Raw genomic sequence first — 23765 nt, 5'->3', positions numbered from 1 at the left:
ACGACGGCGATGCCAGGGTAGCCGCTGCGCGTGCCGTCCCGCCGGGGGCGTCCGCCGCCCGGGCGTGAGCACGCGGCCCTGTCCCCGTCCCGGCGACGCCGCTCTCCGGCGTCAGGGCAGGCGGGCGACCGCGCCGGTGACGAGGTCCCAGAACCGGGGAACGTCGAGCTCGGTGGCCACGAGGTGGTCGAGATCACGGCCCTCGCGCCCGCGCAGGTCGGTCACCGTCATGCCCCGGGTGTGCTGCCCGTGCAGCTCGACGTCGACGTGGCCGGGCCGGACCGTGACGATGTCGGGGGCGACGGCCCGCACCAGGGCGCAGACGTCGTGGACGGGCGGGGAGTCGAAGCCCTGCTTGGCGCGGTACGCGGGCCCGAAGAAGTCGAGCATGTCGACGACGAACCGTCCGGCCCTCGTGCCCATGGCCCGGAACCGCTGGTGGACGTCGGGGGTGGCGAGCGCCTGGTGGGTCAGGTCGAGGCCGACCATGGTCACGCGCCACGGGGCCGAGAACACGATGTGCGCGGCCTCGGGGTCGGTGTAGATGTTGAACTCGGCGGCCGGCGTGACGTTGCCCTTGCTGTACCCGCCACCCATGAGCACCACCTCCGCCACGCGGTCCGCGATGGCCGGCTGGCGCCGCAGCGCGGTGGCGATGTTGGTCAGCGGCCCCGTGGGCACCAGGGTCACCGTGCCGGGCTCGGCCGCCATGACCGTCTCGACGATCACGTCGACGCCGTGCCGGGGGTCGAGCCGCACCGTCGGCTCGGGCAGCTCAGGCCCGTCGAGGCCGCTGGCCCCGTGGGTCTCGGGGTCCGTCAGCACGGCGCCGGTCACCAGCGGCCGGTCGCAGCCGGCGGCCACGACGGTCTCGAGGCCGGCGACGGTGGCGACGGCGAGCGCGTTGCGTGTGACCTTCTCCAGCGTCTGGTTGCCGCCGACCGTGGTGATCGCGGCGATCTCGAGCCCGGGCAGGCCAGCGGCGACCAGGATGGCGAGGGCGTCGTCGTGGCCGGGGTCGACGTCGAGGAGCACGCGCACCGGCGCCCCGGGACCGCCGGCCCGCGACGCGGGGGCCGGGGTCATGCCAGCACCTCGTCGGTCGTGGTGAGCCGGATCTGCGGGGCGTAGAGCGACATCGCCCCCAGCGCCCGGCGGTGGTTCTCCGCGCTCGACCCGGCGCAGGCGTCCGTCACCACCTCGACCTCGGCGCCGCCGTCGGCCGCCGCGAGGGCGGTCGAGAGCACGCAGCAGTCGGTCGCGGCGCCGGCGAGCAGCAGGCGGGGCGTGGGGCCGGTGACCGCGCGCAGGGCGGCGGTCCACTTGCCGAAGGTCGGTTCGGTCACGACGGCGGCCGGCAGGTCACGCAGCGCGGGCACCACCTCGTAGAGCGGGTCGTCGTCGGGGACGAGGGCGAAGGGCCAGAGCCGGTAGTAGGGCACCCACGAGCCGGCGGGTCGTGCGGGGGCGACGATCCGGGTGACCACCACCCGGCCCGCGTGCGCCGCGGCGAGCCGGCGGACCGGGTCGAGGATCGCGTCGAAGTCCGGGGCGGCCCAGGGGCTCGGCGGCTCGGCGAAGATGTGCTGGGGGTCGATCACGACCAGCCAGGGCGGGCCTGCGTCGTCGGTCCTCACCTGTCCGACGCTACCGCGGAGGGCACTGACCTCAGAGGCGGCCGCGACTCGGCCGGCGGCGCCGTCAGCGCGGAGATCCGGCGGCGGCCAGGCGGGCGGCGGGCCAGGCGGGCGGCGGCGAGGCCGCCCGCCTCTGTCGGTCAGACGCGGTACTGCGTGGCCAGCGGGCAGGCCCAGACGTCGAGGCCCGCGCGGCCGACGTTGTTGATGTACTTCGTGACGGCCACGTACGACTGCCCGATGGACGTCTCGGTGTAGCGGACCCCGAGCTTCTCGCAGTACTCGCGGACGATGGGGGCCACCTCGCGCAGGTGCGGGCGCGCCATGGAGGGGAAGAGGTGGTGCTCCACCTGGAAGTTGAGGCCGCCCATGAAGGTGTCGACCCAGCGGCCGCCGGTGACGTTGCGGCTCATCAGCACCTGGCGGCGCAGGAAGTCGATCTTGACGTCAGGCGGGACGATCGGCATGCCGATGTGGTTCGGCGCGAAGGACAGGCCCATGTACAGACCGAACACGGCCAGCTGGATGCCGATGAACGCGGCCGCCTTGCCCGGGGAGAGCACCAGGAAGACCAGCGCGAAGTAGCTGACCAGGCGCACGGTGATGAAGGACAGCTCCACCCAGCGGCGCTTGACCTCCCCGCGGGAGACCACGCGCTTGACGCCCTGGACATGGAGGTTGACGCCCTCCAGCAACAGCAGCGGGTAGAAGAAGTACCCCTGCTTGTTGGCCAGCCAACGGGTCACCCGGTTGGTCCGGGCCTGCGCGGCCTGCGGGGTGAACGCGAGGACGCCCGGCGCGATGTCGGGGTCGGCGTCGAGCTTGTTGGGAGCCGCGTGGTGCTTGTTGTGCTTGCGGTTCCACCAACCGTGCCCCATGCCGGCGAAGAGGTTGATGACGATGAGGGATACCCACTCGTTCCACTTCCCGGACACGAAGATCTGCCGGTGAGCGGCGTCGTGGCCGAGGAAGGCGATCTGGGTCATCAGGAGCGCGAGGACGACGGCGGTGACCATCTGCCACCAGGTGTCCCCGACCCAGACGAACACTGCCGCCAGGGCCAGCCCGGCGACGGTGAGTCCGATGAGCTTGGACCAGTAGTAGCCGTAGCGGCGGCGCATCAGGCCGGCCTGCTGGACGATCGCGGTCAGCGCCGTGAAGTCGCTGAGCTGCCGCTCGCGGGCGGCGCCGGGGCGACGGCGGGGGCCGTCGCCGTCCGGGCGCTCGCCGGCCGGGTGCAGCGCCGGTCCGGGAGTGGGCGAGGAGTGGTCAAGGGTCTGGCTCATGGCCGCCACCTGGGTTCTGGAGGGGGCACGACCGGGGGCCGTACTGGCGACCTGACGTGGCCACCGTTCGTCAGTGTGGCACGGATGCCGTGAGTGCGACACCCAGAACCTACGGTTTCGTAGGTTGCTCAACGTTCCGCCGGTGTGTCGCCGTCGTCGGCGCGTCGGCGGCGCCCCCGGACGGGCCGTGCTCAGGCGTCGAAGGAGCTCCCCGTGAGCTGCTCGTATGCCTCGACGTACCGCTCCCGGGTGCGCCGGACCACCTCGTCGGGCAGCGGGGGCGGCGGGGCGTCCGCCTGCCGGTCCCAGCCCGACTCGGGCGAGGTCAGCCAGTCGCGCACGAACTGCTTGTCGAAGCTGACCTGGGCGCGGCCCGGCTCCCAGTCGTCCGCGGGCCAGAACCGGGACGAGTCCGGCGTGAGGACCTCGTCGCCGAGGACCACGGCCGGCTCCCCCGGCAGCGGCGAGGCGCCGAACTCGAGCTTGGTGTCGGCGAGGATGATGCCGCGCTCGGCCGCGATCGAAGTCGCCCTCGCGTAGACCGCCAGCGTGCGGTCCCGCAGCTGGGCGGCGAGGCCGGCGCCCACCCGGGAGGCCATCTCCTCGAACGTGATGTTCTCGTCGTGCTCGCCCACCTCGGCCTTCGCCGCCGGCGTGAACAGCGGCTCGGGCAGGCGGTCTCCGTCGCGCAGACCCGGGGGCAGCGGCTGGCCGGCGACGGCGGAGGTCGCGCGGTACTCCTGGAGCCCCGATCCGGTGAGGTAGCCGCGGACCACGCACTCGATCGGGTACATGCGCAGCTGGCGGCAGACCATCGCCCGGCCGGCCACCTCGGCCGGGACGTCGGTGGACACCACGTGGTTGGGGACGATGTCGGCGAGCTGGTCGAACCACCACAGGCTCATGGCCGTGAGGATCTTTCCCTTGTCGGGGATGGTCGTGGGGAGCACGTGGTCGTAGGCGCTGATGCGGTCGGAGGCCACGACGAGGACGACGTCGCCGTCCGCGGCGGCCGTGGCGTCCGCGGGCACGTAGAGGTCACGAACCTTGCCGGAGTAGGTGTGCGTCCAGCCCGCGAGGTAGGGGGCCGAGCCGTCGTGGGTGCTCATGGCGCCCATCCTGGCAGGAGCCGCGGCCGGTCGGTGAGTGCCGTCCCACCGGGCGGTACATGATGTGCGCCATGGCCGAGGAGCTGCACGTCGAGGAGTTCGTCCACCTGGTCGACCTGTCCCACGACCGCGTGCTCGTCGCCTGGGGCGGCTTCACCTTCCGCCGCCCGGAGGGCGGCCGCTGGCGGATCGCCGACGACGAGGAGCTTCCCGCGCTGGTGGGGCGGCGCAGCTCGATCGGCAGCGGCGCGGAGCCGTTCGGGGCTGCCACGGTCCAGGTGCTGGCCGGCGGCGCCGTCGTCGCCGAGGCCTCGACGGCGGACCGGACGTGGGTGTGGCTGACGGGCCTGGCGCCTGACACCGAGTACCGCTACCGCGTCGAGGTCGACGGGCGGGAGTGGGCCGCCGGCGAGCGCCGGGACTGGGTGCCCAGCAGCCGCGGCGGTTACGACCTCGCACCGGCCGGCCGCCGCTACGACCTGCGCTTCCGCACCTGGCCGCACCCGGACGCGGAGACGCCGCCGGTCCGCTTCGCCGCCATCGGCGACTTCGGGGTCGGCATCCGCTCGGACTCCGAGTCCAGCCGCCGGCAGCGGCGGGTGGCGGAGGTCCTCGACCGGCTCGTCGAGAGCCACGACGTCCGCTTCGTCGTCTCGCTCGGCGACAACATCTACCGCGGTGAGCAGGGGCAGGTTGACGAGGAGGGCGGCGGGGAGGACGACGAGTGGTACTCCAGCTTCTTCCAGCCCTACCGCTACGCGATCGCGCGGGTCCCCGTCTTCCCTGCGATCGGCAACCACGACACCGCCGACACGGAGAGCAGCGACGACCGCCGGCAGATGGAGGACAACTTCCACGTGCACGAGCGGTTCCGGGACGACGAGCCCGGCCGGTCGTCCGTGGGGCCGGGCCTGTTCTACCGGCTGCGGTACGGCCGGGACCTCGAGCTGGTGTGCCTGGACACCTCGCTCGACAGCGACGACCCGGACGTGCACCGGTTCTTCCAGGCGGCCAGCCACGCGGAGTTCCTCCGCAACGCCTTCGCTGGCGAACGCCGGCGGTGGGTGGTGCCGTTCTCGCACCACCCGGTGTACTGCGCCGGACCGTCCCACTCGAACGACGAGGAGATGCGCCGCGACCTGCTTCCGTATTTCGACGCCGCCGGCGTGCGGCTGGTGCTGGCCGGCCACGAGCACAACTTCCAGGTGAGCGAGAGGGACGGCCGTACGTACGTGATCTCCGGGGCAGGCGGGCAGCTCCGCGAGGGGGTGCCCGGCGACTTCGAGGGCGCCGGCACCACCGCGTGGGCCGCGCAGGCGCACCTGGTGCTGGTCGACATCGACGGCGCCGAGGCACGGCTCACGCCGATCGCCGCCCTCCTCCCGGACGGCACGCCGCACCTGATGACGTCCCTGGACCCGCAGGACCGGCTGGTGGAGCCACCGTTCGTGGTGCACGCCGGGCCGGCGTAGGCGCGGCAACTGGTGGCACGGGGAAGCCACAGCCGGGCACGAGCGCGTACCGTTCCAGGCGTCACAGAACCGCGCCCCCCGGCTACTGGAGGAAGAAAGCATGGCAAGCGAGAAGCCCGTCGGCACCGCCGACATCGGCGTGACCGGCCTGGCGGTCATGGGCTCGAACCTGGCTCGTAACTTCGCCCGCCACGGTTACAAGGTGGCCGTCCACAACCGCTCCTACGCCAAGACCGAGAAGCTCGTCACCGAGCACGGCGACGACGGGGTGTTCGTCCCCTCGGAGTCGGTCGAGGACTTCGTCGCGTCCCTCTCGAAGCCGCGGGTCGCAGTCATCATGGTCAAGGCCGGCCCGGGTACCGACGCCGTCATCGACCAGCTCGCCGAGCACATGGAGCCGGGCGACATCATCGTCGACGCCGGCAACGCGCACTTCCCGGACACCATCCGGCGCGAGAACGCGCTGCGCGAGCGGGGACTGCACTTCGTCGGCTCCGGTGTCTCCGGCGGCGAGGAGGGCGCCTTGAACGGGCCGTCCATCATGCCCGGCGGCACCAAGGAGTCCTACGACCGCCTCGGCCCCATGCTCGAGGACATCTCCGCGAAGGTCGACGGCGTGCCGTGCTGCACGTACGTCGGGCCCGACGGCGCCGGCCACTTCGTCAAGATGGTCCACAACGGCATCGAGTACGCGGACATGCAGCTCATCGCCGAGGCGTACGACCTGCTCCGGCAGGGACTGGGCGCCTCCGCCGCGGAGATCGGCGAGATCTTCGCCGAGTGGAACAAGGGCGACCTCGAGTCCTTCCTCATCGAGATCTCCGCCGACGTGCTCAAGCACACGGACCCGCAGACCGGCAAGGCCTTCGTCGACATCGTGCTCGACCGCGCCGAGCAGAAGGGCACCGGCCGCTGGACCGTGCAGAACGCCCTCGACCTGGGCGTCCCGGTCACGGGCATCGCCGAGGCCACGTTCGCACGCGCTCTCTCGGGCTCCGTCCCGCAGCGCGAGGCCGCCCGGGGCGTCCTGCCCGCCCACGCCGGCAGCTGGGACGTCACGGACCGCGACGCCTTCGTCGAGGACGTGCGTCAGGCCCTCTACGCCTCGAAGGTGGTGGCCTACTCGCAGGGGTTCGACCAGATCACCGCGGCGAGCGAGGAGAACGGCTGGGGCATCGACCGCGGCGCGATGGCCCGCATCTGGCGCGGCGGCTGCATCATCCGCGCCCGCTTCCTCAACCGGATCACCGAGGCCTACGAGCGCACGCCGGACCTGCCGCTGCTGCTCGCCGACGAGTTCTTCACCGACGTGATGGACAAGGGCGTCGCCGCCTGGCGGCGCATCGTCTCTCAGGCCGCGCTCAACGGCGTCCCGACGCCGGTGTTCGCCTCGTCCCTGAGCTACTACGACGGGATCCGGGCCGAGCGCCTGCCCGCCGCGCTCATCCAGGGCCAGCGCGACTTCTTCGGCGCGCACACCTACCAGCGCGTGGACGCCGAGGGCGTCTTCCACACCCTGTGGTCCGGGGACCGCTCGGAGGAGAAGCAGTCCTGACACCAGCTCCACCGCCTGGGCCGTAGCGCCGGCGCACGACGGCGGCCGCTCACCCTCGCGGGTGGCCGGCCGCCGTCGTGGTGTCGGGTCAGCCTCGCGGGTGGCCGGCCGCCGTCGTGGTGTCGGGTCAGCCTCGCGGGTGGCCGGCCGCCCCCGTCGCGGGCGTCAGCGACCCGCGGCGATGTCCGTGCGGTGCTGGGAGCCCGGCAGGTCGATGCGCCCCACACCCGCGTACGCCGCGGCGCGGGCGGCGGCGAGGTCGGCCCCCACGCCCACGACGCTCAGCACGCGGCCGCCCGAGCTGACCAGGTTCCCCACGCCGTCCAGCGCGGTGCCGGCGTGTAGCACGTGGACGCCGGGGAGCTCCTCGGCCGCGTCGATGCCGGAGACGGAGTCGCCCTTGCGGACCTGCCCGGGGTAGCCGTGGGCCGCGACGACCACGGTGACCGCGGCGTCCGGGCTCCACCGCGGCGGCTCGACCTCGCCGAGCCGGCCGGTGGCGGCGGCGTGCAGGAGCTCGCCGAGCGGGGACGCGAGCCGGGCCAGGACCACCTGGGTCTCGGGGTCGCCGAACCGGGCGTTGAACTCGATGACGCGCAGCCCGCGCGACGTGAGCGCGAGCCCGCAGTAGAGCACTCCGGTGAACGGCGTGCCCAGCCGCGCCATCTCGTGCACGACGGGGCGGGCCACGCGCTCGAGCACCTGCTCCGTCAGGTCCTGGGGCGCCCACGGCAGCGGTGAGTACGCGCCCATCCCGCCGGTGTTGGGTCCTGCGTCGCCGTCAGCCAGTCGCTTGAAGTCCTGCGCCGGCTCGAGCGGAAGCACGTCGGTCCCGTCGGACAGGCAGAAGAGCGAGATCTCGGGGCCGTCGAGGAACTCCTCGACGACGACGGCCGGGGCGCCGTCCGTGACCGGGTCGCCGCCGTCCTTGGTGAGACATGCGCGGGCGTGGGCGAGGGCGGCGTCACGGTCGTCGGTGACGACGACGCCCTTGCCGGCAGCCAGGCCGTCGTCCTTGATGACGTAGGGCGGCCCGAAGGCGTCCACCGCGGCGGCGACCTCCTCGATCGTCGTGCAGACGTGGGCCAGCGCCGTCGGCACCTCGGCCGCGGCCATGACCTCCTTCGCGAAGGCCTTCGACCCCTCGAGCCGCGCCGCCGCACGGGTGGGCCCGAAGCAGGGGATCCCGGCGTCGCGCACGGCGTCCACCACGCCGGCGACGAGCGGCGCCTCCGGCCCGACGACGACGAGGTCGGCGCCCATGTCGCGGGCCGCGGCCGCGACCGCCGCGCCGTCGAGGACGTCGAGCGGCAGCGTGCGCCCCAGCTGCGCAGTGCCCGGGTTGCCCGGGGCCACCACCAGCTCGGTCGCGGGGTCCAGGGTCAGGGCGCGGGCCAGGGCGTGCTCGCGCGCGCCGGAGCCGATCAGCAGGATCCTCACGCGCACGAGGGTAACCATCTGCGGGCCGCTCCCTGCGCCCCGACCACCCGCCGGGCAGCGGAGGCCCGGCGCCCCGCCGGGCGACTCGGGCCGACACCCTGCCGAACCAGCTGCGACAAAGTCCCGCCGGGCGACCGAGACCCGCCGGGCGACCGAGGCTGAAAGGCAAGGCCCGACTCGGCGCCGTGCGGCCCTTCTCCGCAGCGGCTCGCCCGGAGGTTTTTCACGGAATTGTCCTCGACTATTCTCGTGGTGGAGCACCCCACCGAACGAAGGGCACCACCATGGCCGTCGAGGACGTCACGATCAGCAGCAAGAACGAGAGCGCGACCGGCGGCTGCGCCTGCGGGTGCGGGCACGACGACTCCGTCCCGGCGCTGGACGTGCGCGCCGTGCCGCACGCGATCCGTCACGCCACCGTCTTCGGCGCCCTCGGCGCCATCGCCCCGGGCTTCGCGCTCGACCTCGTCGCCCCGCACGACCCCAAGCCGCTGCTGGCCCAGATCGAGCAGCGCGAGCCCGGCGCGTTCGACGTGCGCTACCTGGAGAGCGGCCCGGAGTCCTGGACGCTGCGGCTCACCCGGCGCTGACCGACGGGCCCCGGCCCCACGAACCGGCGGGGCCGGCGCCGACGTCGTCGCCGCGCCTCCGCCTTCACACCTCCGGCACCCGCTGCCCGGGCTGGACGCCTCGATGTCTGACGTTCGGGCCCGAGGTAAGAGGGTTGAGCTGAAGACCTCGACCGCAACGGTCAGACTTCGGCCCGCGGGTCGGCGCGGCGGCCGGGCTTCGGTGCGGCGGTCCCGCTTCGGCGCACCGGTCGGCGCGGCGGCCAGGCTTCGGTGCGGCGGCGGAACTTCGGGACTCCCGGCCGACGCCGCCCACGAACGAGATCGAGGAAATGGCGCGGACAGCGACCATTTCCTCGATCTCGTTGCGCACTCGGGTCCTCACACCCGGGGCACGCCCGTCAGCGCCTACTTCCGCAGTCGCTCGCGCAGCGCGGCGAGCTGGTCGGTCATCGCGTCGGGCAGGCGCGAGCCGAACTGGGCGAAGTACTCCTCGGTGAGGTCGGCCTCGGCGGACCAGCTCTCCGGGTCGACGGCGAACAGCTCCCGCAGCTGGGTGTCGGTGACGTCGAGCCCGTCGAGGTTGAGGTCCTCGGCACGGGGCAGGCGGCCGGTCGCGGCGTCGACGGCCTCGATCTCACCGTTGACGCGGCGCAGCGCCCACTCCAGCACGCGCGAGTTCTCGCCGAACCCGGGCCAGAGGTACGAGCCGTCGGACCCCTTGCGGAACCAGTTCACCTGGAAGATGCGCGGCGCCTTGTCGCCGAGCTTCTCGCCCATCTCGAGCCAGTGTCCCCAGTAGTCGGCCATGTTGTAGCCGCAGAACGGCAGCATCGCGAACGGGTCGCGCCGGAGCGAGCCGACGGCGCCCTCGGCCGCGGCGGTCTGCTCCGAGGACACCGTGGCGCCGATGAAGACGCCGTGCTCCCAGTCGTAGGCCTCGGAGACCAGCGGAACGTTCGACGCGCGGCGCCCGCCGAAGAGGATGACGTCGATCGGCACCCCGCCGAGCTCCTCCCACTCCGGGGCGATGGAGGGCGCCTGGTCAGCCCCGACGGTGAACCGGGAGTTCGGGTGGGCGGCCGGGCTCTCGCTCGCCGGCGTCCAGTCGTTGCCGCGCCAGTCGACGAGGTGGTCGGGCACCTCGTCGGTCAGGCCCTCCCACCAGACGTCGCCGTCGTCGGTGAGGGCGACGTTGGTGAAGATGACGTCGTGGCCCAGGGCCGCGATCGCCGTCGGGTTGGTGGACTCGCCGGTCCCCGGGGCCACGCCGAAGAAGCCCGCCTCGGGGTTGATCGCGTAGAGGCGTCCGTCGGGGCCGGGACGCATCCACGCGATGTCGTCGCCGATGGTCTCGACCTTCCAGCCCGGGATGGTCGGGCGGAGCATGGCGAGGTTCGTCTTGCCGCAGGCGGAGGGGAACGCTGCGGCGAGGTGGTAGACCCGCTCGTCCGGGCCGGTCAGCTTCAGGATCAGCATGTGCTCGGCCATCCAGCCCTCGTCCCGCCCCAGGACGGAGGCGATGCGCAGGGCGTAGCACTTCTTGCCGAGCAGGGCGTTGCCGCCGTAGCCCGAGCCGTAGGACCAGATCTCACGGGTCTCGGGGAAGTGCACGATGTACTTCTCGTCGTTGCACGGCCAGGCGACGTCGTCGCGGGCGTTGCCCTCGGCGTCGACGAGGGGGTAGCCCACCGAGTGCACGGCCGGCACCCAGTCGGCGCCGCGGTCGATCTGGGCGAGGGCGTCGGCGCCCATGCGAGTCATGATGCGCATGGAGACGACGACGTACGGGGAGTCGGTCAGCTCCACTCCGACGCGGGAGATCGGACCGCCCACCGGGCCCATCGAGAACGGCACGACGTACATGGTGCGGCCGCGCATGGAGCCGTCGAAGACCCCGCGCAGCTCTGCGCGCATGGCGCCCGGCTCGGCCCAGTTGTTCGTCGGGCCGGCGTCGATCTCCTTCTCCGAGCAGATGAACGTGCGGGACTCCACGCGCGCGACGTCGGAGGGCTCGGAGCGGGCGAGGTAGCTGTTCGGCCGCTTCTCCTCGTTCAGCTTGATGAACGTGCCGGCCTCGACGAGCTCGGCGGCGACGCGGTCGTACTCCTCCTGCGACCCGTCGCAGACGTAGATGCGGTCCGGCTTGGTGAGTGCGGCGATCTCCTGGACCCAGCCGTACAGGCCAGGGTCCCTGATCTCCAGACCGTCGATCTCCACAGTGGCGTCGCGCGCGGTGTCCGTCATCGTCATCCTGCTGTCCTCCGAGGTGTCCTGCGGGCGCTGCTCCACGCCCTGTTTCCACTCTGCGCCCACCGGAGTACTCCTCTCAAGCCACGACCGATATAAAAAGTGCGAAAGTTTCGCTACCGTCAACCCATGCCGCTCGAGAACTCTGACCAGACAACCAGACCAGCAGCCGATCCGCTCGTTCTCGGCCGCCGCATCCGTCACGCCCGCACTGCCCGCGGCCTGACGTTGCGCGAGCTCGCGGCCGCCGTCGGCTCCACCACCAGCCAGCTGTCGCTGGTGGAGAACGGGCGGCGGGAGCCCCGGCTCTCCCTCCTGACCGCGATCGCCGACACTCTCGGCACCACGGCCGGCGACCTGCTGACCCCGGCCCCGCCACCCGACCGCCGGGCCGCGCTGGAGATCGCCCTCGAGCAGGCCCAGCGGAGCCCGCTCTTCGCCTCTCTCGGCGTGCCCTCGGTGCGCCCGGGCCGTCGCCTGCCGCTTGACGCGCTGGAGTCCCTGGTGGCGCTGCACGGGGAGCTCGAACGCCGGGCGCGGGCGACGATCGCGACGCCTGAGGAGGCGCGACGGATCAACACCGAGCTACGCCTGGAGATGCAGGAGCACGACAACTACGTGCCCGAGATCGAGACCCTCGCGGAGGAGCAGGTCCGCGCGGTCGGGTACACCGGCGGGGCGCTGACCCACCACATGGTCGCGCAGATGGCGGAGCGGCTCGGGTTCACGATCATCCACGTCGACGACCTGCCGCACTCCACCCGCACCGTCACCGACCTGGAGAACGGACGGATCTACCTGCCGCCCGCGTCGATCCCCGGCGGGTACGGCCTGCGCTCACTCGCGCTCCAGGCGATGGCCCACCGGCTCTTCGGCCACCAGCGTCCCGCCTCGTACGGCGACTTCCTGCGTCAGCGCCAGCAGATCGCCTACTTCACCGCCTGCTGCCTCGTCCCGCGGTTCGCGGCCCAGACCTTCCTCGAGGCCAAGAAGGCGGAGAAGGATCTGGCGATGGAGGACTTCCGCGACGCGTTCGGCATCACCCACCACTCGGCGGCGCAGCGCTTCACGAACCTCGCCACCGCGCTGATGGGCATCCCGACCCACTTCATCCGGGCCAACGACGACGGCGCCATGTACCGCGGCTACGCCAACGACGGAGTTCCCCTGCCGGCCGACGCCACGGGCGCGATCGAGGGCCAGCCCCTGTGCCGGCGATGGGCCGCCCGCTCGGCGTTCGCGCGGCGCAACCGGTCCACGGAGTACTTCCAGTACACCGACACCCCCGCCGGCACCTACTGGTGCAGCACGCAGACCGGGACGGGGCGGGACAGCGAGTTCTCCATCACCCTCGGCGTGCCCTTCGCGCACGCGAAGTGGTTCCGGGGCCGGGAGACGACCCGCCGGGCGGCCTCCTCGTGCCCGGACGAGTCGTGCTGCCGGCGCCCTGCGGAGTCCGTGGCCGCGCGCTGGCAGGACAGGTCGTGGCCCAGCGCCGCCATGCACGCCCACGTGCTGAGCCCCCTGCCCGCCGGGACGTTCCCCGGGGTGGACGACGTCGAGCTCTACGACTTCCTGGAGCGCCACGCGCCGACGGCGGAATGAGAGGTCAGCTGCGCTCCGTGCGGGCGATCCGGTCCAGCAGCTCCTCGAGCGCGCTCTCGAACTCCTCGTCGGAGCGGTCCTGCGACAGTTCCGGCTCGAGCCGCCTGATGGTCGGGTACTCCGCGAGCGCCAGGCCGGAGCTGCCGGCATTCGGGTCCCCCTCGTCGAGCGGCTCGTCGGGCACGGTCGTGCCTCCGAGCTGGCTCGCCTCGAGCAGGAGATGACCGACGAGGAAGCTGGAGAACGCCCGGTACGCCGCCGCGGCCGCCTCGTCGCCGAAGCCCTGCCGGGTGAGGACTGCGAGGAAGTCCTCCACCACGTCCAGGCTGCGCAAGGGCGGACGCAGCCAGGGCGCGGCCGGGTGCCGGGTGGCGATGAGCGGGAAGATCTGTGGGTGGGCGTGCGCGACGCGGCGAACCTCGTGCGCGAGCCACTGCAGGTAGGCCTGCCAGCCGTCCTCTGCCGACACCGGCGTCTCCGGCGTGAGGTGCAGGCCGTCGGTGAGGTGCTCGACCATCGCCTCGAGGAGGTCCTCCCGGCCGTCCACGTAGCGGTACAGAGACATCGCCTCGACCCCGAGCAGCGATCCCAGGCGGCGCATGCTCAGCGCCTGCAGGCCCTCGTCGTCGACCACCCGCAACGCCTCGAGGACGATGCGTTCGCGGCTCAGCCGTGGCCGGAAGCCCTGGTCGGTGGCCGCCGTGTCCGTCATGGGTGATGTCGTCTCTGTTGGGAGCGTGCCCGGGCCGCCAGTCTAGGCGGCGCCCCCGGCCCCCGCCCGGTGGCCGGTGCCGGCCCAGCCGATCGCCGGGCCCGTCCCGCGCGCAGGCAGTGGCGTTCCCGTTCCCGGTGCCCGGCCGGTGGCCGGGCACCGCCCACCGCGCAGCAGTGACGTTTACCCCGTTCCGCCGGGCACATCCAAGCCCTTACACTGTAAACAGTGCGACCACCGCGCGACATCGAGCCACTCGGTGTGAATCCTCCGGGAGTGACCCATGGACGACCGAACCCCCAGCGTCGGTTCTGACCGTGCGTCCTCGGCCGCCCGCGCACCGAGGGCGACGTCGTTCGCCGAGGCGGTGCCCCGTGGCCTGACACCGCCGGACGGCATGTCGCTCGAGCCGACCGTCGTCCTCGCGCCCGGCGAGGAGCAGCACGCCTGGTCCGGCTCCGCCGCCGTCCTCACCGCGGGCGAGCGCACCCGTCTGGTCCTCGCCGGCGAGGTCGACGCGAGCATGAACGACGAGCTGGCGACGTGCACCACCGAGATCACCCGCCTGAACGGGCCCCTCGACGTCGACGTCCGGAACGTGACCTTCATGGACTCGTCCGTGCTCGCCGTCCTCGCCCGCCTGACGCAGCGGCTCAACGAGCCCGTCCGGGTGATCGGCGCGTCCGAGTCGGTGCGGTTCCTGCTCGAGCTCACGCACCTGAGCGAGGTCGTGGAGCTGCACGACGAGTTCCCGGACGGCGACGGCGTCACCGGCTGATCGCGGCGACGGGCACCGTCGCCCGCCACGGGACCGAGGCACCTCGCTGCCCCGTTCCCGCAGCCCGCGCGGCATCGCCGACGACGCGACGCCGGGCAGCCCGCCCCGCATCACCGACAGGGCGCCGCCAGGCAGTCAGCCGGGCGGCGCCTCACCGTGCGCAGACAGGCGACAAATCAGTCGAGCAGGTCGTGACGGACGATGGTGGCGTCCCGGTCGGGCCCGACGCCGACCGAGGAGATGCGGCACCCGCTCATCTCCTCGATCGCGAGCACGTAGCGCTGGGCGCTCGGCGGCAGGTCCTCGAAGGCACGGGCGCCGCTGATGTCCTCGGTCCAGCCCTCGAGCTCCTCGTAGATCGGCACCGCGTGGTGGAACGAGGACTGGTCCGCCGGCATCTCGTCGTGGCGGACACCGTCGACGTCGTAGGCCACGCAGACCGGGATCCGCTCGAGGCCGGTGAGGACGTCGAGCTTCGTCATGACCAGGTCGGTGAGCCCGTTGACGCGGGAGGCGTAGCGGGCGACGACGGCGTCGTACCAGCCCGTGCGGCGCGGCCGGCCGGTCGTGGTGCCGTACTCCCCACCCACCGAGCGCAGCCGCTCGCCCATGTCGTCGTGCAGCTCCGTGGGGAACGGCCCCTCGCCCACGCGGGTGGTGTAGGCCTTGAGCACGCCGACCACCCGGTCGATGCGCGTGGGGCCGATGCCGGAGCCAGTGCAGGCGCCGGCCGCCGTCGCGGAGGACGAGGTGACGAACGGGTAGGTGCCGTGGTCGACGTCGAGCATGGTGGCCTGGCCGGCCTCGAAGACGATGGTCTGCCCCTGGTCGAGGGCGCGGTTGAGCACGAGGGACGAGTCGGCGACCATCGGGCGCACGCGCTCGGCGTAGGAGAGCAGCTCCTCCGTGATCTCGTCGACGTCGACGGCGCGGCGGTTGAAGACCTTCACGAGCAGCTGGTTCTTCTGCGCCAGGGCGCCCTCGACCTTCTGGCGCAGGATCGAGGCGTCGAAGAGGTCCTGGATGCGCAGGCCCACGCGGCTCATCTTGTCCGCGTAGGTCGGGCCGATCCCGCGGCCGGTGGTGCCGATCTGCCGCTTGCCGAGGAAGCGCTCGGTGACCTTGTCGAGCGTGCGGTTGTAGGACGGGATGATGTGCGCGTTGGCGGAGACGAGCAGCTTGGAGGTGTCCACCCCGCGAGCCTCGAGGCCGTCGATCTCCTGGAAGAGGACCTCGAGGTCGACGACGACGCCGTTGCCGATCACGGGCACGCACCCGGGTGACAGGATCCCGGAGGGCAGCAGGTGCAGCGCGTACTTCTCGTCCCCGACCACCACCGTGTGACCGGCGTTGTTGCCGCCGTTGAACTTCACGACGTAGTCGACGCGTGAGCTGAGCTGGTCGGTCGCCTTGCCCTTGCCCTCGTCGCCCCACTGCGCCCCGACGACCACCACGGCTGGCATCTCGCTGAATCCTCTCGCTGCTCCCGACGCCGGTCGGCGCCCCCAAGAGGCTACAGCGCCCCCGCGCGCCCGGCCTTTCCGTCCGCGACGGCGCCCGCGCGCGCCGCCGTCCGCGCCAGCGTCGGCCCGTGCCCGCCGCCCGGTGTCCCGATATGTCTGGATTGTGACGCCGAGGTGCACTCCCGGACGTCGCGGGTTACCGTCGATCACGTCCGAAGCCGCCCGTCCGAAGCGCCGCGGCACCCCCGGAGGAAGACACGCATGATCGAGATCTCGGCATCCGCAACCTCGGCGGCCGTGACGATCGAGGGAGACCTCGACCTCGCGGAGCGGGAGCGGTTCCCCGAGGTCACCGCCCGGGTCAGCGGCCTCCGCCGTCAGCTCCTCGTGCTGGACCTCTGCCGGGTGACCTTCATGGACTCCACCGGTGCGGCCTTCCTCATGGCGCTGGCCGACGCGTCCGCCCGCCGCGGCGGGGCGACGGTGCTGCGCGGGGCGAGCGAGCGCGAGCTGTTCGTGCTCGAGGTGTGCGGGGCGCTGGACATGTTCCGGATCGACGACCAGCACCGGTGCAACGTCGAGCGGAACCAGCTCTCCGCCTGAGCCCGAGAGGGCCGATCCGCAGCGGGTCGGTCCCGGGCGGTCAGCCCACCGCTGGATCAGTCCCGGGCGGTCGGTCCCCTGGCTGGGTCCCCGCCGGGTCAGTCCCCCGCCGGGTCCTTGCCGGCAGCCTCCTCCCTGCCGGGCTCGCTGAGGGCGATCTCTGCCTCCTTGCCGCTCTCGGCCTTGGCGGGCTCCGTGCGCAGTCGCGCCCACACCACCTTCCCGCCACCGGCGGGCCGCCACCCCCAGTCCGCCAGCCGGTCGACGATGTGCATGCCGAACCCTCCGACCCTGGAGGCGTGGTGCTCCCGGGTCACCGGCGGCGCGGGGTTGGCGTCCTCGACCTCCATGCGCAGACCGTCGCCGGTGGCCTGCAGCCGCAGGCCGATCCGGCCCCAGCCGTGCATGACGGCGTTGGCCATGAGCTCGGAGATGACGAGCTCTGCCGCCCCGATGTCGGTGATGCCCCATGCCTCGCACGCCCGGCGCACCGCGTGGCGGGCGCGGCCGATCGAGGCGGCGTCGGCCGGGAGCTGCCAGCGACGACGGCGGGGGGCCGCGCCGTCGTGGCTCTCGTCCTGGCCGCCCGGGACGCGGATGACGACGACGGCGACGTCGTCCTCGGGGGCGTCGGCGAGCTGGAGGAGCTCCTCGCCGACACCGGCGGCGTCGGGGGCCTGCACGGCGGAGGAGAGCTCGACCAGCGCCTCGAGCCCCTCGCGCATGCCGCGGTCGCGGCGCTCGACCAGACCGTCGGTGTAGAACACGAGCACGTCGCCCGGCAGGACCTCCGCCCGGGCGGTGGCCCGGCCGGTGCCGCCGAAGCCGATGAGCGGTCCGCCCGCGCCGTCGAGCGTGGTGACCTCCTCGCCGCGGACCAGCAGTGCGGGCAGGTGGCCCGCCCTGGAGTAGGCCAGGTCCCAGGCGTCCTCGCCCCGCCGCGACAGAGTGGCGTAGACCAGGGAGGCGGTGCGTGGGATGCGCATGCCCGTGACCAGGCTGTCCACCCGGCCCAGCACGGTGCCCGGGTCCACGAGCTCCTGGGCGTAGGCGCGCACGACGGAGCGGAGCTGACCCATCGCGGCGGCCGCCTCCACGTCGTGACCCACCACGTCGCCGATGACCACCGCGACGGTCTCCTCGTCGAGGTGCACCACGTCGTACCAGTCACCGCCCACCTGGGCGTGCTCGACGTTGGGCGCGTAGTACGTCCACACGTCCAGGCCCGGTACGTCCGCCTGCTCGGGCAGCATCGAGCGCTGCAGCGTCTCGGCGAGCGTGTGCTCGCGCACGTACAGCTGTGCGTTGTCCATGGCCATGCCGACCCGGCGCGCCACGAGCTCCAGCACGGTCCCGACCTCGTCGGGCAGGATCGCGATCGCCTCCTCGCCCACCCCGAGGTCCGGCACGCCGGAGATCCGCGCCGCCGTCGGCCCGCGGTGCGGGAGGGCGACGAACAGGGCCAGCGTGCGCTGACGCCCGAGAACCGGCAGCACCAGGACGCTGCCCTCGGCGCTGGCCATCTCGTCCAGCCGGGGGCGCAGCCGCTCCAGCAGCTCGGCGGTGACGGTGCCTTCCACCCCGGTCTCGCCGGGCTCGAGACGCACCGTGCGCATCGTGGTGCCCTCGAGCAGGTCGAGCACCGGGTCCTGGGCGAGATCCTCGGCGGAGACGCGGCGACGGCGGACGTCGGGGTGGTCGACGATCGCGTCGACCTCCTCGAGCTCGCGACCGAGCACGAAGAACCCGCTCCACGCCACCACCTGGCGGGTCACGAGGTCGGCGATGGCGCGCAGCACGTCGGCGGAGTCGGGCTCCTGGAGGAGGTCGGAGACGCGGGCGACGATGCTCAGGGCCAGGCGTGCCCGGCGCTCGATGTCGAGGCGGACCTGCTCGAGCTTGGCATTCTCGACCTGGGCGGAGACGTCCCGGACGACCGCGGCCCACAGCTTCCAGTCGGAGGCCGGCACGTCGAGCGGGCTCAGGTCCAGCTCCGCCCACAGCCGCCTGCCGTCGGTCCGGCCCACCAGAGCCGTCACCCTCGTCGCCCGCCCGCCGGCGAACGCCTCGGCGAGCTCACGGGCGCCCTTCTCGTCGATGCCGGTGAGCCGGAGCAGCTCCGAGCCCCCCTGGAGCAGGCGGGTGCGGCTGATGCCCGACAGCTCCACGGCGGCGTCGTTCGCCATCAGTACCCGCCACGCCCCGTCCGCATGCTGGGCGACCACGATCACACCGTCCGGGAGCTGGCGCAGCACGGTCAGGGCGGCGTTGGCCGCCAGCAGGTCGCCCGTGGGCTCGGGGGCCGGCAGGACGAGCGCGTCGTCCTCTCCGACACCCGCGGTGGGTGGGGCGGAATTGCCCATCAGCGTCTCCGATCGTCTAGCGTTCCCTACGATGCCCCGCGAACCGGCGGGACGCATATGTTGACCGTCATGCGGCGAGAGGATGAGCGGTGCACGAGGTGACGCAGGAACCACCCCGCCCGGAGAAGGGTGCCGGCACCACCCCGGTGACGTCCGAGACCGGGTCGGTCCACGTGATGGTCTCACGGGAACGGACGCGACTCGTCCTCTCGGGAGAGGTCGACGCGACGCTCGGCGCCGAGCTGACGGAGGCCGTGACCGACGCGGAGCGCGTCGGCCTGCCGGTGGAGATCGACGCACGGCACGTGACGTTCATGGACTCCTCCGGGGTCTCGATGCTGGCCCGCCTCGCCCACCGCACGCCCGGGCGCCTGACGCTCATCCAGCCGCCCGACGTCGTGCGGTTCCTGCTCGAGGTGACCCGGATCGGCGAGGTCGTCGACGTCCTCGACTCCGACCCGGGCTTCCCGGCCGAGTCGACCCCGGAGCCCGACCCCGCCGCCTGACCTGCACCCGCCGTCGTCAGGCGGCGGAGTCCCCGACAGCCCCTGCTCACGAGCACGAGGAAAGGGCCCGGCTCCCCTCGGGGAGGCCGGGCCCTCGTGCTCGGGCGGTGCCGGTCAGGCCATCTTCTGGCCGGCCGAGCGCAGCTGCTGGCACGCCTCGACGACGCGCTGGGCCATGCCGGCCTCGGCGGCCTTGCCCCAGGCGCGCGGGTCGTACTGCTTCTTGTTGCCGACCTCGCCGTCGATCTTCAGCACGCCGTCGTAGTTCTTGAACATGTGGTCCACGACGGGGCGGGTGAAGGCGTACTGGGTGTCGGTGTCGATGTTCATCTTGATGACGCCGTTGTCGACCGCGAGGGCGATCTCCTCGGCGGTCGAGCCCGAGCCGCCGTGGAAGACGAGGTCGAACGGGCTGTCCTTGCCGACCTCCTTGCCGACGGCCTCCTGGATCTGGCCCAGCAGCTCCGGACGCAGCTTGACCGCGCCGGGCTTGTAGACGCCGTGGACGTTGCCGAAGGTCAGGGCGGTGAGGTAGCGGCCCTTCTCGCCGGTGCCGAGGGCCCGCACGGTGGCGAGGCCGTCCTCGGCGGTGGTGTAGAGCTTCTCGTTGATCTCGGCCTCGTGACCGTCCTCCTCGCCGCCGACGACGCCGATCTCGATCTCGAGGATGGTGCGGGCCTTCTGGGAGAGTTCGAGGAGCTCCTCGGCGATGACGAGGTTCTCGTCAAGCGGCACGGTGGAGCCGTCGAACATGTGCGACTGGAAGGTGGGGAGCTGGCCGGCGGCGACCTCCTCGGCCTCAAGGGCGAGCAGCGGCTTCACCCAGGAGTCGAGGTTCTCCTTGACGCAGTGGTCGGTGTGGAGCGCGACGGTGATGCCGTAGCCGTTCGCGACCTCCTTGGCGTAGGCCGCCAGCGCGCGGGTGCCCGCGACGCGGTCCTTCACGGTGGAGCCGGAGGCGTACTCGCCGCCGCCGACGGAGACCTGGAGGATGCCGTCGCTCTCGGCCTCGGCGAAGCCGCGCAGCGCCGCGGTGATCGTCTGCGACGAGGTGACGTTGATGGCGGGGTACGCGAAGCGGCCGGCCTTCGCGCGGTCGATCATCTCGGCGTAGGACTCGGGGGTTGCGATGGGCACGTCAGGTCTCCTGTGCTCGACGAATCGGTACGTGCTCGATCATTCCATCTCCCCGGGCCGTTGCCTAAGCCCGTCGTCCCGGGTGAGGGGCCTCACACCGTGGACTCAGAGCGGGTTCCCGGCCTCGTCGGTGGGCCGGGCGTGCTGGAGCATCCAGGCGTGCATGGCGACGGCGGCCGCCGCGCCGGCGTTGATGGAGCGGGTGGAGCCGTGCTGGCTGATGTGGAGGATCGCGTCGCAGCCCGCCCGCGCCTCGGCGGACAGGCCCGTGGACTCCGACCCGAACACCATGAGCGCCTCGCGGGGCAGCGCGCGCCCCTCGATCGGGACGGAGCCGGGGACGTTGTCGATGCCGAGCACCGGCAGCCCGCGCTCGGCGGCCCAGGCGAGCAGGGAGGCGACGTCGCCGTGGTGGCGCAGGTGCTGGTACCGGTCGGTGACCATGGCGCCGCGACGGTTCCAGCGGCGCCGCCCGACGATGTGCACCTCGGCGACGGCGAAGGCGTTGGCCGTGCGCACCACGGAGCCGATGTTCATGTCGTGCGCGAAGTTCTCGACCGCGACGTGCAAGGGGTGCCGTCGCGTGTCGATGTCCGCGACGATCGCCTCGACGGTCCAGTACCGGTAGCGGTCCACCACGTTGCGGCGGTCGCCGTCGCGCAGGAGCTCGGGGTCGTACCGCGGGTCGTCGGGCCACGCCGCGGGGCCGCCCGGCCATGGCCCGACGCCGACCTCGCCCCCGTCGTCGGCGCTCGCGCCGGTCACAGGTTCATCAGGACGACGGCGGCGCCGGCCACGATCACGATGGCGACCGTGAGGAGGAAGGCGGCCGGCACGGGGTGGCGCTGGGCGAACGGGATCGTGCCGGGGAAGGCGGCCTCGACCTCACGCGGCGACAGGGCCCGCTCCGTCCGGGCCGGGGTCACGCCGAGGGAGCCGGCGAGGGCGACAACGTCCTGCGGGTCCCACATGTCGGAGCGGATCATCAGGAGCCGGCGGCCGGCACGGTCGCGGACCAGCGTGGTGAGGTAGGTGCCGCGGTCCGCGCCGCCCGGCGGCCGGAACGGGAAGAGCAGCACCTGACCGACGTCCGCGAGGGCAAAGGACGTCGTGCCCAGGAGGCGCGTGCGTTCGACGCGCAGCGGTGTCACGACGATCCGTGACCGTCGCAGGTGGAGGGCCAGGAGCACCACGCACACCGCCAGGACGACGCCCGCGATCGCGAGCCCGGGCAGTCCACGGCGGAGGACCGAGAACGCGGCCGCGACCAGGAACACCGGCGAGATCGCACCGGCCGAGCGCCACAGCTGGCTCCGGCTCGGCCGCAGCACGGCTGTGCCGTCCGGTCCGCGCCGCAGCTGCGTCACCTGCTGCCCGCGGCCGGCGCCCGCGAACGGCCCGGCGCCGGGAAACTGCTGCCCGGCGTACCCGTAGGGATGCTGCTGAGCCGCGTACCTGGGGGCCGCTCCCGGGAGGGTGTGCCCGGCGGGTCCGTACGGCGTGGCCGGGCCGGGGGTCCCCTCGGGCCGGCCGCTGCGACCGGGGACGTACGCCCCGTAGCCGGACGAATCCTGCCCGTTGCCGGACGGGGCCTGCGCCGTCGGCTCCGGCGTTCCGGCACCACTCATGATTTCCTCCCTCGGCGGTCCGGTGAACGGTAGCGCGCGGGGCCGGCCCGCGGCGTGGAAATCGGCACGGTGCCGCGGAGACCAGCCGCCCGCCGGGCTGAATGGGATACCTCACCCTCGGCGCCACCGGTCTGCGGAGCCCTGGGCGCCGCCCCGGCGGTCGTCGCCGCCATCCTCGGTAAGGTCGAACCGTGAAGGCCCGGGCGCGACGCCCGGGCCGAGCGGACCGGGAGATGCGATGAGCGGGCAGATCGAGAACTGGCTGACGGACATGGACGGGGTGCTCGTCCACGAGGGGGTCGCCCTGCCCGGTGCCGCCGACTTCATCGCGCGGCTCACCGAGCTCGAGCGCCCCTACCTGGTGCTCACCAACAACTCGATCTTCACCCCGCGCGACCTCTCCGCCCGCCTCGCCGCCTCCGGCTTCGCCGTCCCGGAGGAGCGCATCTGGACGTCTGCCCTCGCGACGGCGACGTTCGTGTCCCAGCAGATGCCGGGCGGGCGGGCCTACGTGATCGGCGAGGCCGGTCTGACGACGGCGCTGCACGAGAGCGGCTACATCCTCACCGACACGAACCCCGACTACGTGATCCTCGGCGAGACCCGGACGTACTCCTTCTCCGCGATCACCCGGGCCATCCGCCTCATCCGGGACGGCGCGCGCTTCATCGCGACCAACCCGGACGCGACCGGCCCCTCAAGCGAGGGGCCGCTCCCGGCGACCGGCGCCGTCGCGGCCATGATCACCAAGGCGACCGGCCGCACCCCCTACTTCGTCGGCAAACCCAACCCGGTGATGATCCGGGCCGCCCTCAACCGCATCGACGCCCACTCGGAGAACACGGCGATGGTCGGGGACCGGATGGACACCGACATCCTGGCCGGCATGGAGGCCGGGCTGCGCACCTACCTGGTGCTCACCGGCTCGACGACGGAGTCGGACGTCGAGAAGTACCCCTTCCGGCCCAGCGAGGTGCGGGCCTCCATCGCGGACCTCGTCGACCTGGTCTGAGCCCGTCCGTGCCGGCCGCCCGCTGACTCCTCGGCACCGTTCGGGCCGGGAGGACGAGGTCAGCCGAGGCCGAGGTCGGCGAGCCCGAGAGCGGCCAGGTAGGGCACGTCCGCCGCCGACTCGATGGCCTCCCGGGCCCCGGTGTCACGGTCGACGACGACCGCGACGGCCGCCACCTCCGCGCCGGCCTCACGCAGCGCCTCGATGGCCGTCAGCGGGCTGCCGCCCGTGGTCGAGGTGTCCTCGAGGACGACGACGCGCCGGCCGGCGACGTCGGGGCCCTCGACCCGCCGGCGCATGCCGTGGCCCTTGGCCTCCTTGCGCACCACGAAGGCGTCGACGTCCAGGCCGCGCGACGCGGCGGCGTGCAGGATCGCCGTCGCCACCGGGTCCGCCCCCATGGTCAGCCCGCCGACGGCGTCGATCTCGCCGGCGCCGAACCCGGCCTCCTCCAGCATGTCCAGCATCACGTGCCCGATGAGCGGCGCGGCCGCGTGGTGGAGGGTCGCGCGGCGCATGTCCACGTAGAAGTCGGAGGTCAGGCCGGAGGCGAGGGTCACCTCGCCGCGGACGACGGCCAGCTCGCGGACCAGCTGCGCCAGGCGTGCGCGCGGGGTGTCGTTGGGGGTGCTCACGGCGG

General features: G+C 72.9%; 21 protein-coding genes. 8 read left to right on the top strand and 13 right to left on the bottom strand.

The genetic code is table 11. From position 1 onward, the window contains the following. Positions 1-111: 111 nt before the first annotated feature. The 4 genes from KZX45_RS03755 to KZX45_RS03740 form a co-directional block, all read right to left on the bottom strand. Positions 112-1086, bottom strand: a complete 975-nt coding sequence (locus KZX45_RS03755; RefSeq protein WP_248256391.1) for a nucleoside hydrolase — start codon at positions 1084-1086, stop codon at positions 112-114. Further along, on the bottom strand, positions 1083-1637 hold the full coding sequence (locus tag KZX45_RS03750; protein WP_248256390.1) for a cysteine hydrolase: 555 nt from the start codon (positions 1635-1637) through the stop codon (positions 1083-1085). The genes KZX45_RS03755 and KZX45_RS03750 overlap by 4 nt, the downstream gene beginning before the upstream one ends. Positions 1638-1777: 140 nt before the next feature. Next, on the bottom strand, positions 1778-2923 hold the full coding sequence (locus KZX45_RS03745) for an acyl-CoA desaturase (RefSeq protein WP_248256389.1): 1146 nt from the start codon (positions 2921-2923) through the stop codon (positions 1778-1780). A 191-nt stretch (positions 2924-3114) separates the two neighbouring features. Continuing rightward, a complete protein-coding gene (locus KZX45_RS03740; protein WP_248256388.1) occupies positions 3115-4032 on the bottom strand; it encodes a phosphoribosylaminoimidazolesuccinocarboxamide synthase in 918 nt (305 codons plus the stop codon). A gap of 71 nt (positions 4033-4103) precedes the next feature. Here KZX45_RS03740 and KZX45_RS03735 point away from each other — a divergent pair, with 71 nt between their 5' ends. After that, complete coding sequence (locus KZX45_RS03735) at positions 4104-5504, top strand: metallophosphoesterase family protein (RefSeq protein WP_248256387.1); 1401 nt, start codon at positions 4104-4106, stop codon at positions 5502-5504. Positions 5505-5604: 100 nt separating this feature from the next. Then, on the top strand, positions 5605-7059 hold the full coding sequence (gndA, locus tag KZX45_RS03730) for an NADP-dependent phosphogluconate dehydrogenase (RefSeq protein ID WP_248256386.1): 1455 nt from the start codon (positions 5605-5607) through the stop codon (positions 7057-7059). 165 nt (positions 7060-7224) lie between these two features. Here gndA and purD read toward each other — a convergent pair whose 3' ends face one another. Further along, positions 7225-8499: a phosphoribosylamine--glycine ligase gene (gene purD, locus KZX45_RS03725; protein WP_248256385.1), complete on the bottom strand. Its 1275-nt coding sequence runs from the start codon at positions 8497-8499 to the stop codon at positions 7225-7227. A 284-nt stretch (positions 8500-8783) separates the two neighbouring features. Between purD and KZX45_RS03720 the strand changes: the two genes are divergently transcribed. After that, positions 8784-9089, top strand: a complete 306-nt coding sequence (locus KZX45_RS03720; RefSeq protein WP_248256384.1) for a DUF2249 domain-containing protein — start codon at positions 8784-8786, stop codon at positions 9087-9089. 387 nt (positions 9090-9476) lie between these two features. Here the strand turns inward: KZX45_RS03720 and KZX45_RS03715 are convergent, their stop codons facing one another. After that, entirely contained in the window at positions 9477-11315 is a 1839-nt protein-coding gene (locus KZX45_RS03715; protein ID WP_248256740.1) for a phosphoenolpyruvate carboxykinase (GTP), read from the bottom strand. 132 nt (positions 11316-11447) lie between these two features. On the opposite strand from KZX45_RS03715, the gene KZX45_RS03710 reads away from it, so the two are divergent. Then, a complete protein-coding gene (locus KZX45_RS03710) occupies positions 11448-12923 on the top strand; it encodes a helix-turn-helix domain-containing protein (RefSeq protein ID WP_248256383.1) in 1476 nt (491 codons plus the stop codon). 4 nt (positions 12924-12927) lie between these two features. Here KZX45_RS03710 and KZX45_RS03705 read toward each other — a convergent pair whose 3' ends face one another. Then, positions 12928-13635, bottom strand: coding sequence for a TetR/AcrR family transcriptional regulator (locus KZX45_RS03705; RefSeq protein WP_248256382.1), 708 nt, complete (start codon positions 13633-13635; stop codon positions 12928-12930). Positions 13636-13918: 283 nt separating this feature from the next. Between KZX45_RS03705 and KZX45_RS03700 the strand changes: the two genes are divergently transcribed. Next, on the top strand, positions 13919-14413 hold the full coding sequence (locus KZX45_RS03700; protein WP_248256381.1) for an STAS domain-containing protein: 495 nt from the start codon (positions 13919-13921) through the stop codon (positions 14411-14413). Positions 14414-14589: 176 nt separating this feature from the next. Here KZX45_RS03700 and KZX45_RS03695 read toward each other — a convergent pair whose 3' ends face one another. Further along, positions 14590-15876, bottom strand: coding sequence for an adenylosuccinate synthase (locus tag KZX45_RS03695; protein WP_248256380.1), 1287 nt, complete (start codon positions 15874-15876; stop codon positions 14590-14592). A 261-nt stretch (positions 15877-16137) separates the two neighbouring features. Here KZX45_RS03695 and KZX45_RS03690 point away from each other — a divergent pair, with 261 nt between their 5' ends. Beyond that, entirely contained in the window at positions 16138-16479 is a 342-nt protein-coding gene (locus KZX45_RS03690) for an STAS domain-containing protein (RefSeq protein WP_248256379.1), read from the top strand. Between the two features lie 98 nt (positions 16480-16577). On the opposite strand, the gene KZX45_RS03685 is transcribed toward KZX45_RS03690, so the two are convergent. After that, positions 16578-18842, bottom strand: a complete 2265-nt coding sequence (locus KZX45_RS03685; protein WP_248256378.1) for a SpoIIE family protein phosphatase — start codon at positions 18840-18842, stop codon at positions 16578-16580. Between the two features lie 89 nt (positions 18843-18931). Between KZX45_RS03685 and KZX45_RS03680 the strand changes: the two genes are divergently transcribed. After that, complete coding sequence (locus tag KZX45_RS03680; RefSeq protein ID WP_248256377.1) at positions 18932-19348, top strand: STAS domain-containing protein; 417 nt, start codon at positions 18932-18934, stop codon at positions 19346-19348. Positions 19349-19462: 114 nt separating this feature from the next. Here KZX45_RS03680 and fbaA read toward each other — a convergent pair whose 3' ends face one another. The 3 genes from fbaA to KZX45_RS03665 all read right to left on the bottom strand — a co-directional run bounded on the left by fbaA (position 19463) and on the right by KZX45_RS03665 (position 22113). Further along, positions 19463-20485 (bottom strand): class II fructose-bisphosphate aldolase, encoded by a 1023-nt coding sequence (gene fbaA, locus KZX45_RS03675; RefSeq protein ID WP_248256376.1) that lies wholly within the window; start codon positions 20483-20485, stop codon positions 19463-19465. A 105-nt stretch (positions 20486-20590) separates the two neighbouring features. Beyond that, positions 20591-21250 (bottom strand): TrmH family RNA methyltransferase, encoded by a 660-nt coding sequence (locus KZX45_RS03670; RefSeq protein ID WP_248256375.1) that lies wholly within the window; start codon positions 21248-21250, stop codon positions 20591-20593. Further along, positions 21247-22113, bottom strand: coding sequence for a hypothetical protein (locus KZX45_RS03665; protein ID WP_248256374.1), 867 nt, complete (start codon positions 22111-22113; stop codon positions 21247-21249). Before KZX45_RS03665 ends, KZX45_RS03670 begins: the two co-directional genes overlap by 4 nt. Positions 22114-22351: 238 nt before the next feature. Here KZX45_RS03665 and KZX45_RS03660 point away from each other — a divergent pair, with 238 nt between their 5' ends. Beyond that, entirely contained in the window at positions 22352-23125 is a 774-nt protein-coding gene (locus tag KZX45_RS03660; protein WP_248256373.1) for an HAD-IIA family hydrolase, read from the top strand. A 59-nt stretch (positions 23126-23184) separates the two neighbouring features. Here KZX45_RS03660 and pyrE read toward each other — a convergent pair whose 3' ends face one another. Next, complete coding sequence (pyrE, locus tag KZX45_RS03655) at positions 23185-23760, bottom strand: orotate phosphoribosyltransferase (protein WP_248256372.1); 576 nt, start codon at positions 23758-23760, stop codon at positions 23185-23187. Positions 23761-23765 lie beyond the last annotated feature (5 nt).

The organism is Georgenia sp. EYE_87 (genome assembly GCF_023148685.1).
GTDB lineage: Bacteria > Actinomycetota > Actinomycetes > Actinomycetales > Actinomycetaceae > Georgenia.
The sequence above is the reverse complement of the archived record's forward strand: the minus strand, read 5'-3'. Positions and strand labels throughout refer to the sequence as shown.

Excerpts from the sequence above, each read along its gene's own strand:
- KZX45_RS03740 (WP_248256388.1), bottom strand. The coding sequence starts at position 4,032 with ATGAGCACCCACGACGGCTCGGCCCCCTACCTCGCGGGCTGGACGCAC.
- KZX45_RS03745 (WP_248256389.1), bottom strand. The coding sequence starts at position 2,923 with ATGAGCCAGACCCTTGACCACTCCTCGCCCACTCCCGGACCGGCGCTG.
- KZX45_RS03700 (WP_248256381.1), top strand. The coding sequence starts at position 13,919 with ATGGACGACCGAACCCCCAGCGTCGGTTCTGACCGTGCGTCCTCGGCC.
- KZX45_RS03710 (WP_248256383.1), top strand. The coding sequence starts at position 11,448 with ATGCCGCTCGAGAACTCTGACCAGACAACCAGACCAGCAGCCGATCCG.
- KZX45_RS03715 (WP_248256740.1), bottom strand. The coding sequence starts at position 11,315 with ATGACGGACACCGCGCGCGACGCCACTGTGGAGATCGACGGTCTGGAG.
- KZX45_RS03735 (WP_248256387.1), top strand. The coding sequence starts at position 4,104 with ATGGCCGAGGAGCTGCACGTCGAGGAGTTCGTCCACCTGGTCGACCTG.
- gndA (WP_248256386.1), top strand. The coding sequence starts at position 5,605 with ATGGCAAGCGAGAAGCCCGTCGGCACCGCCGACATCGGCGTGACCGGC.
- KZX45_RS03665 (WP_248256374.1), bottom strand. The coding sequence starts at position 22,113 with ATGAGTGGTGCCGGAACGCCGGAGCCGACGGCGCAGGCCCCGTCCGGC.
- KZX45_RS03705 (WP_248256382.1), bottom strand. The coding sequence starts at position 13,635 with ATGACGGACACGGCGGCCACCGACCAGGGCTTCCGGCCACGGCTGAGC.
- KZX45_RS03695 (WP_248256380.1), bottom strand. The coding sequence starts at position 15,876 with ATGCCAGCCGTGGTGGTCGTCGGGGCGCAGTGGGGCGACGAGGGCAAG.
- KZX45_RS03685 (WP_248256378.1), bottom strand. The coding sequence starts at position 18,842 with ATGGGCAATTCCGCCCCACCCACCGCGGGTGTCGGAGAGGACGACGCG.
- KZX45_RS03755 (WP_248256391.1), bottom strand. The coding sequence starts at position 1,086 with ATGACCCCGGCCCCCGCGTCGCGGGCCGGCGGTCCCGGGGCGCCGGTG.
- KZX45_RS03720 (WP_248256384.1), top strand. The coding sequence starts at position 8,784 with ATGGCCGTCGAGGACGTCACGATCAGCAGCAAGAACGAGAGCGCGACC.
- KZX45_RS03690 (WP_248256379.1), top strand. The coding sequence starts at position 16,138 with ATGATCGAGATCTCGGCATCCGCAACCTCGGCGGCCGTGACGATCGAG.
- KZX45_RS03660 (WP_248256373.1), top strand. The coding sequence starts at position 22,352 with ATGAGCGGGCAGATCGAGAACTGGCTGACGGACATGGACGGGGTGCTC.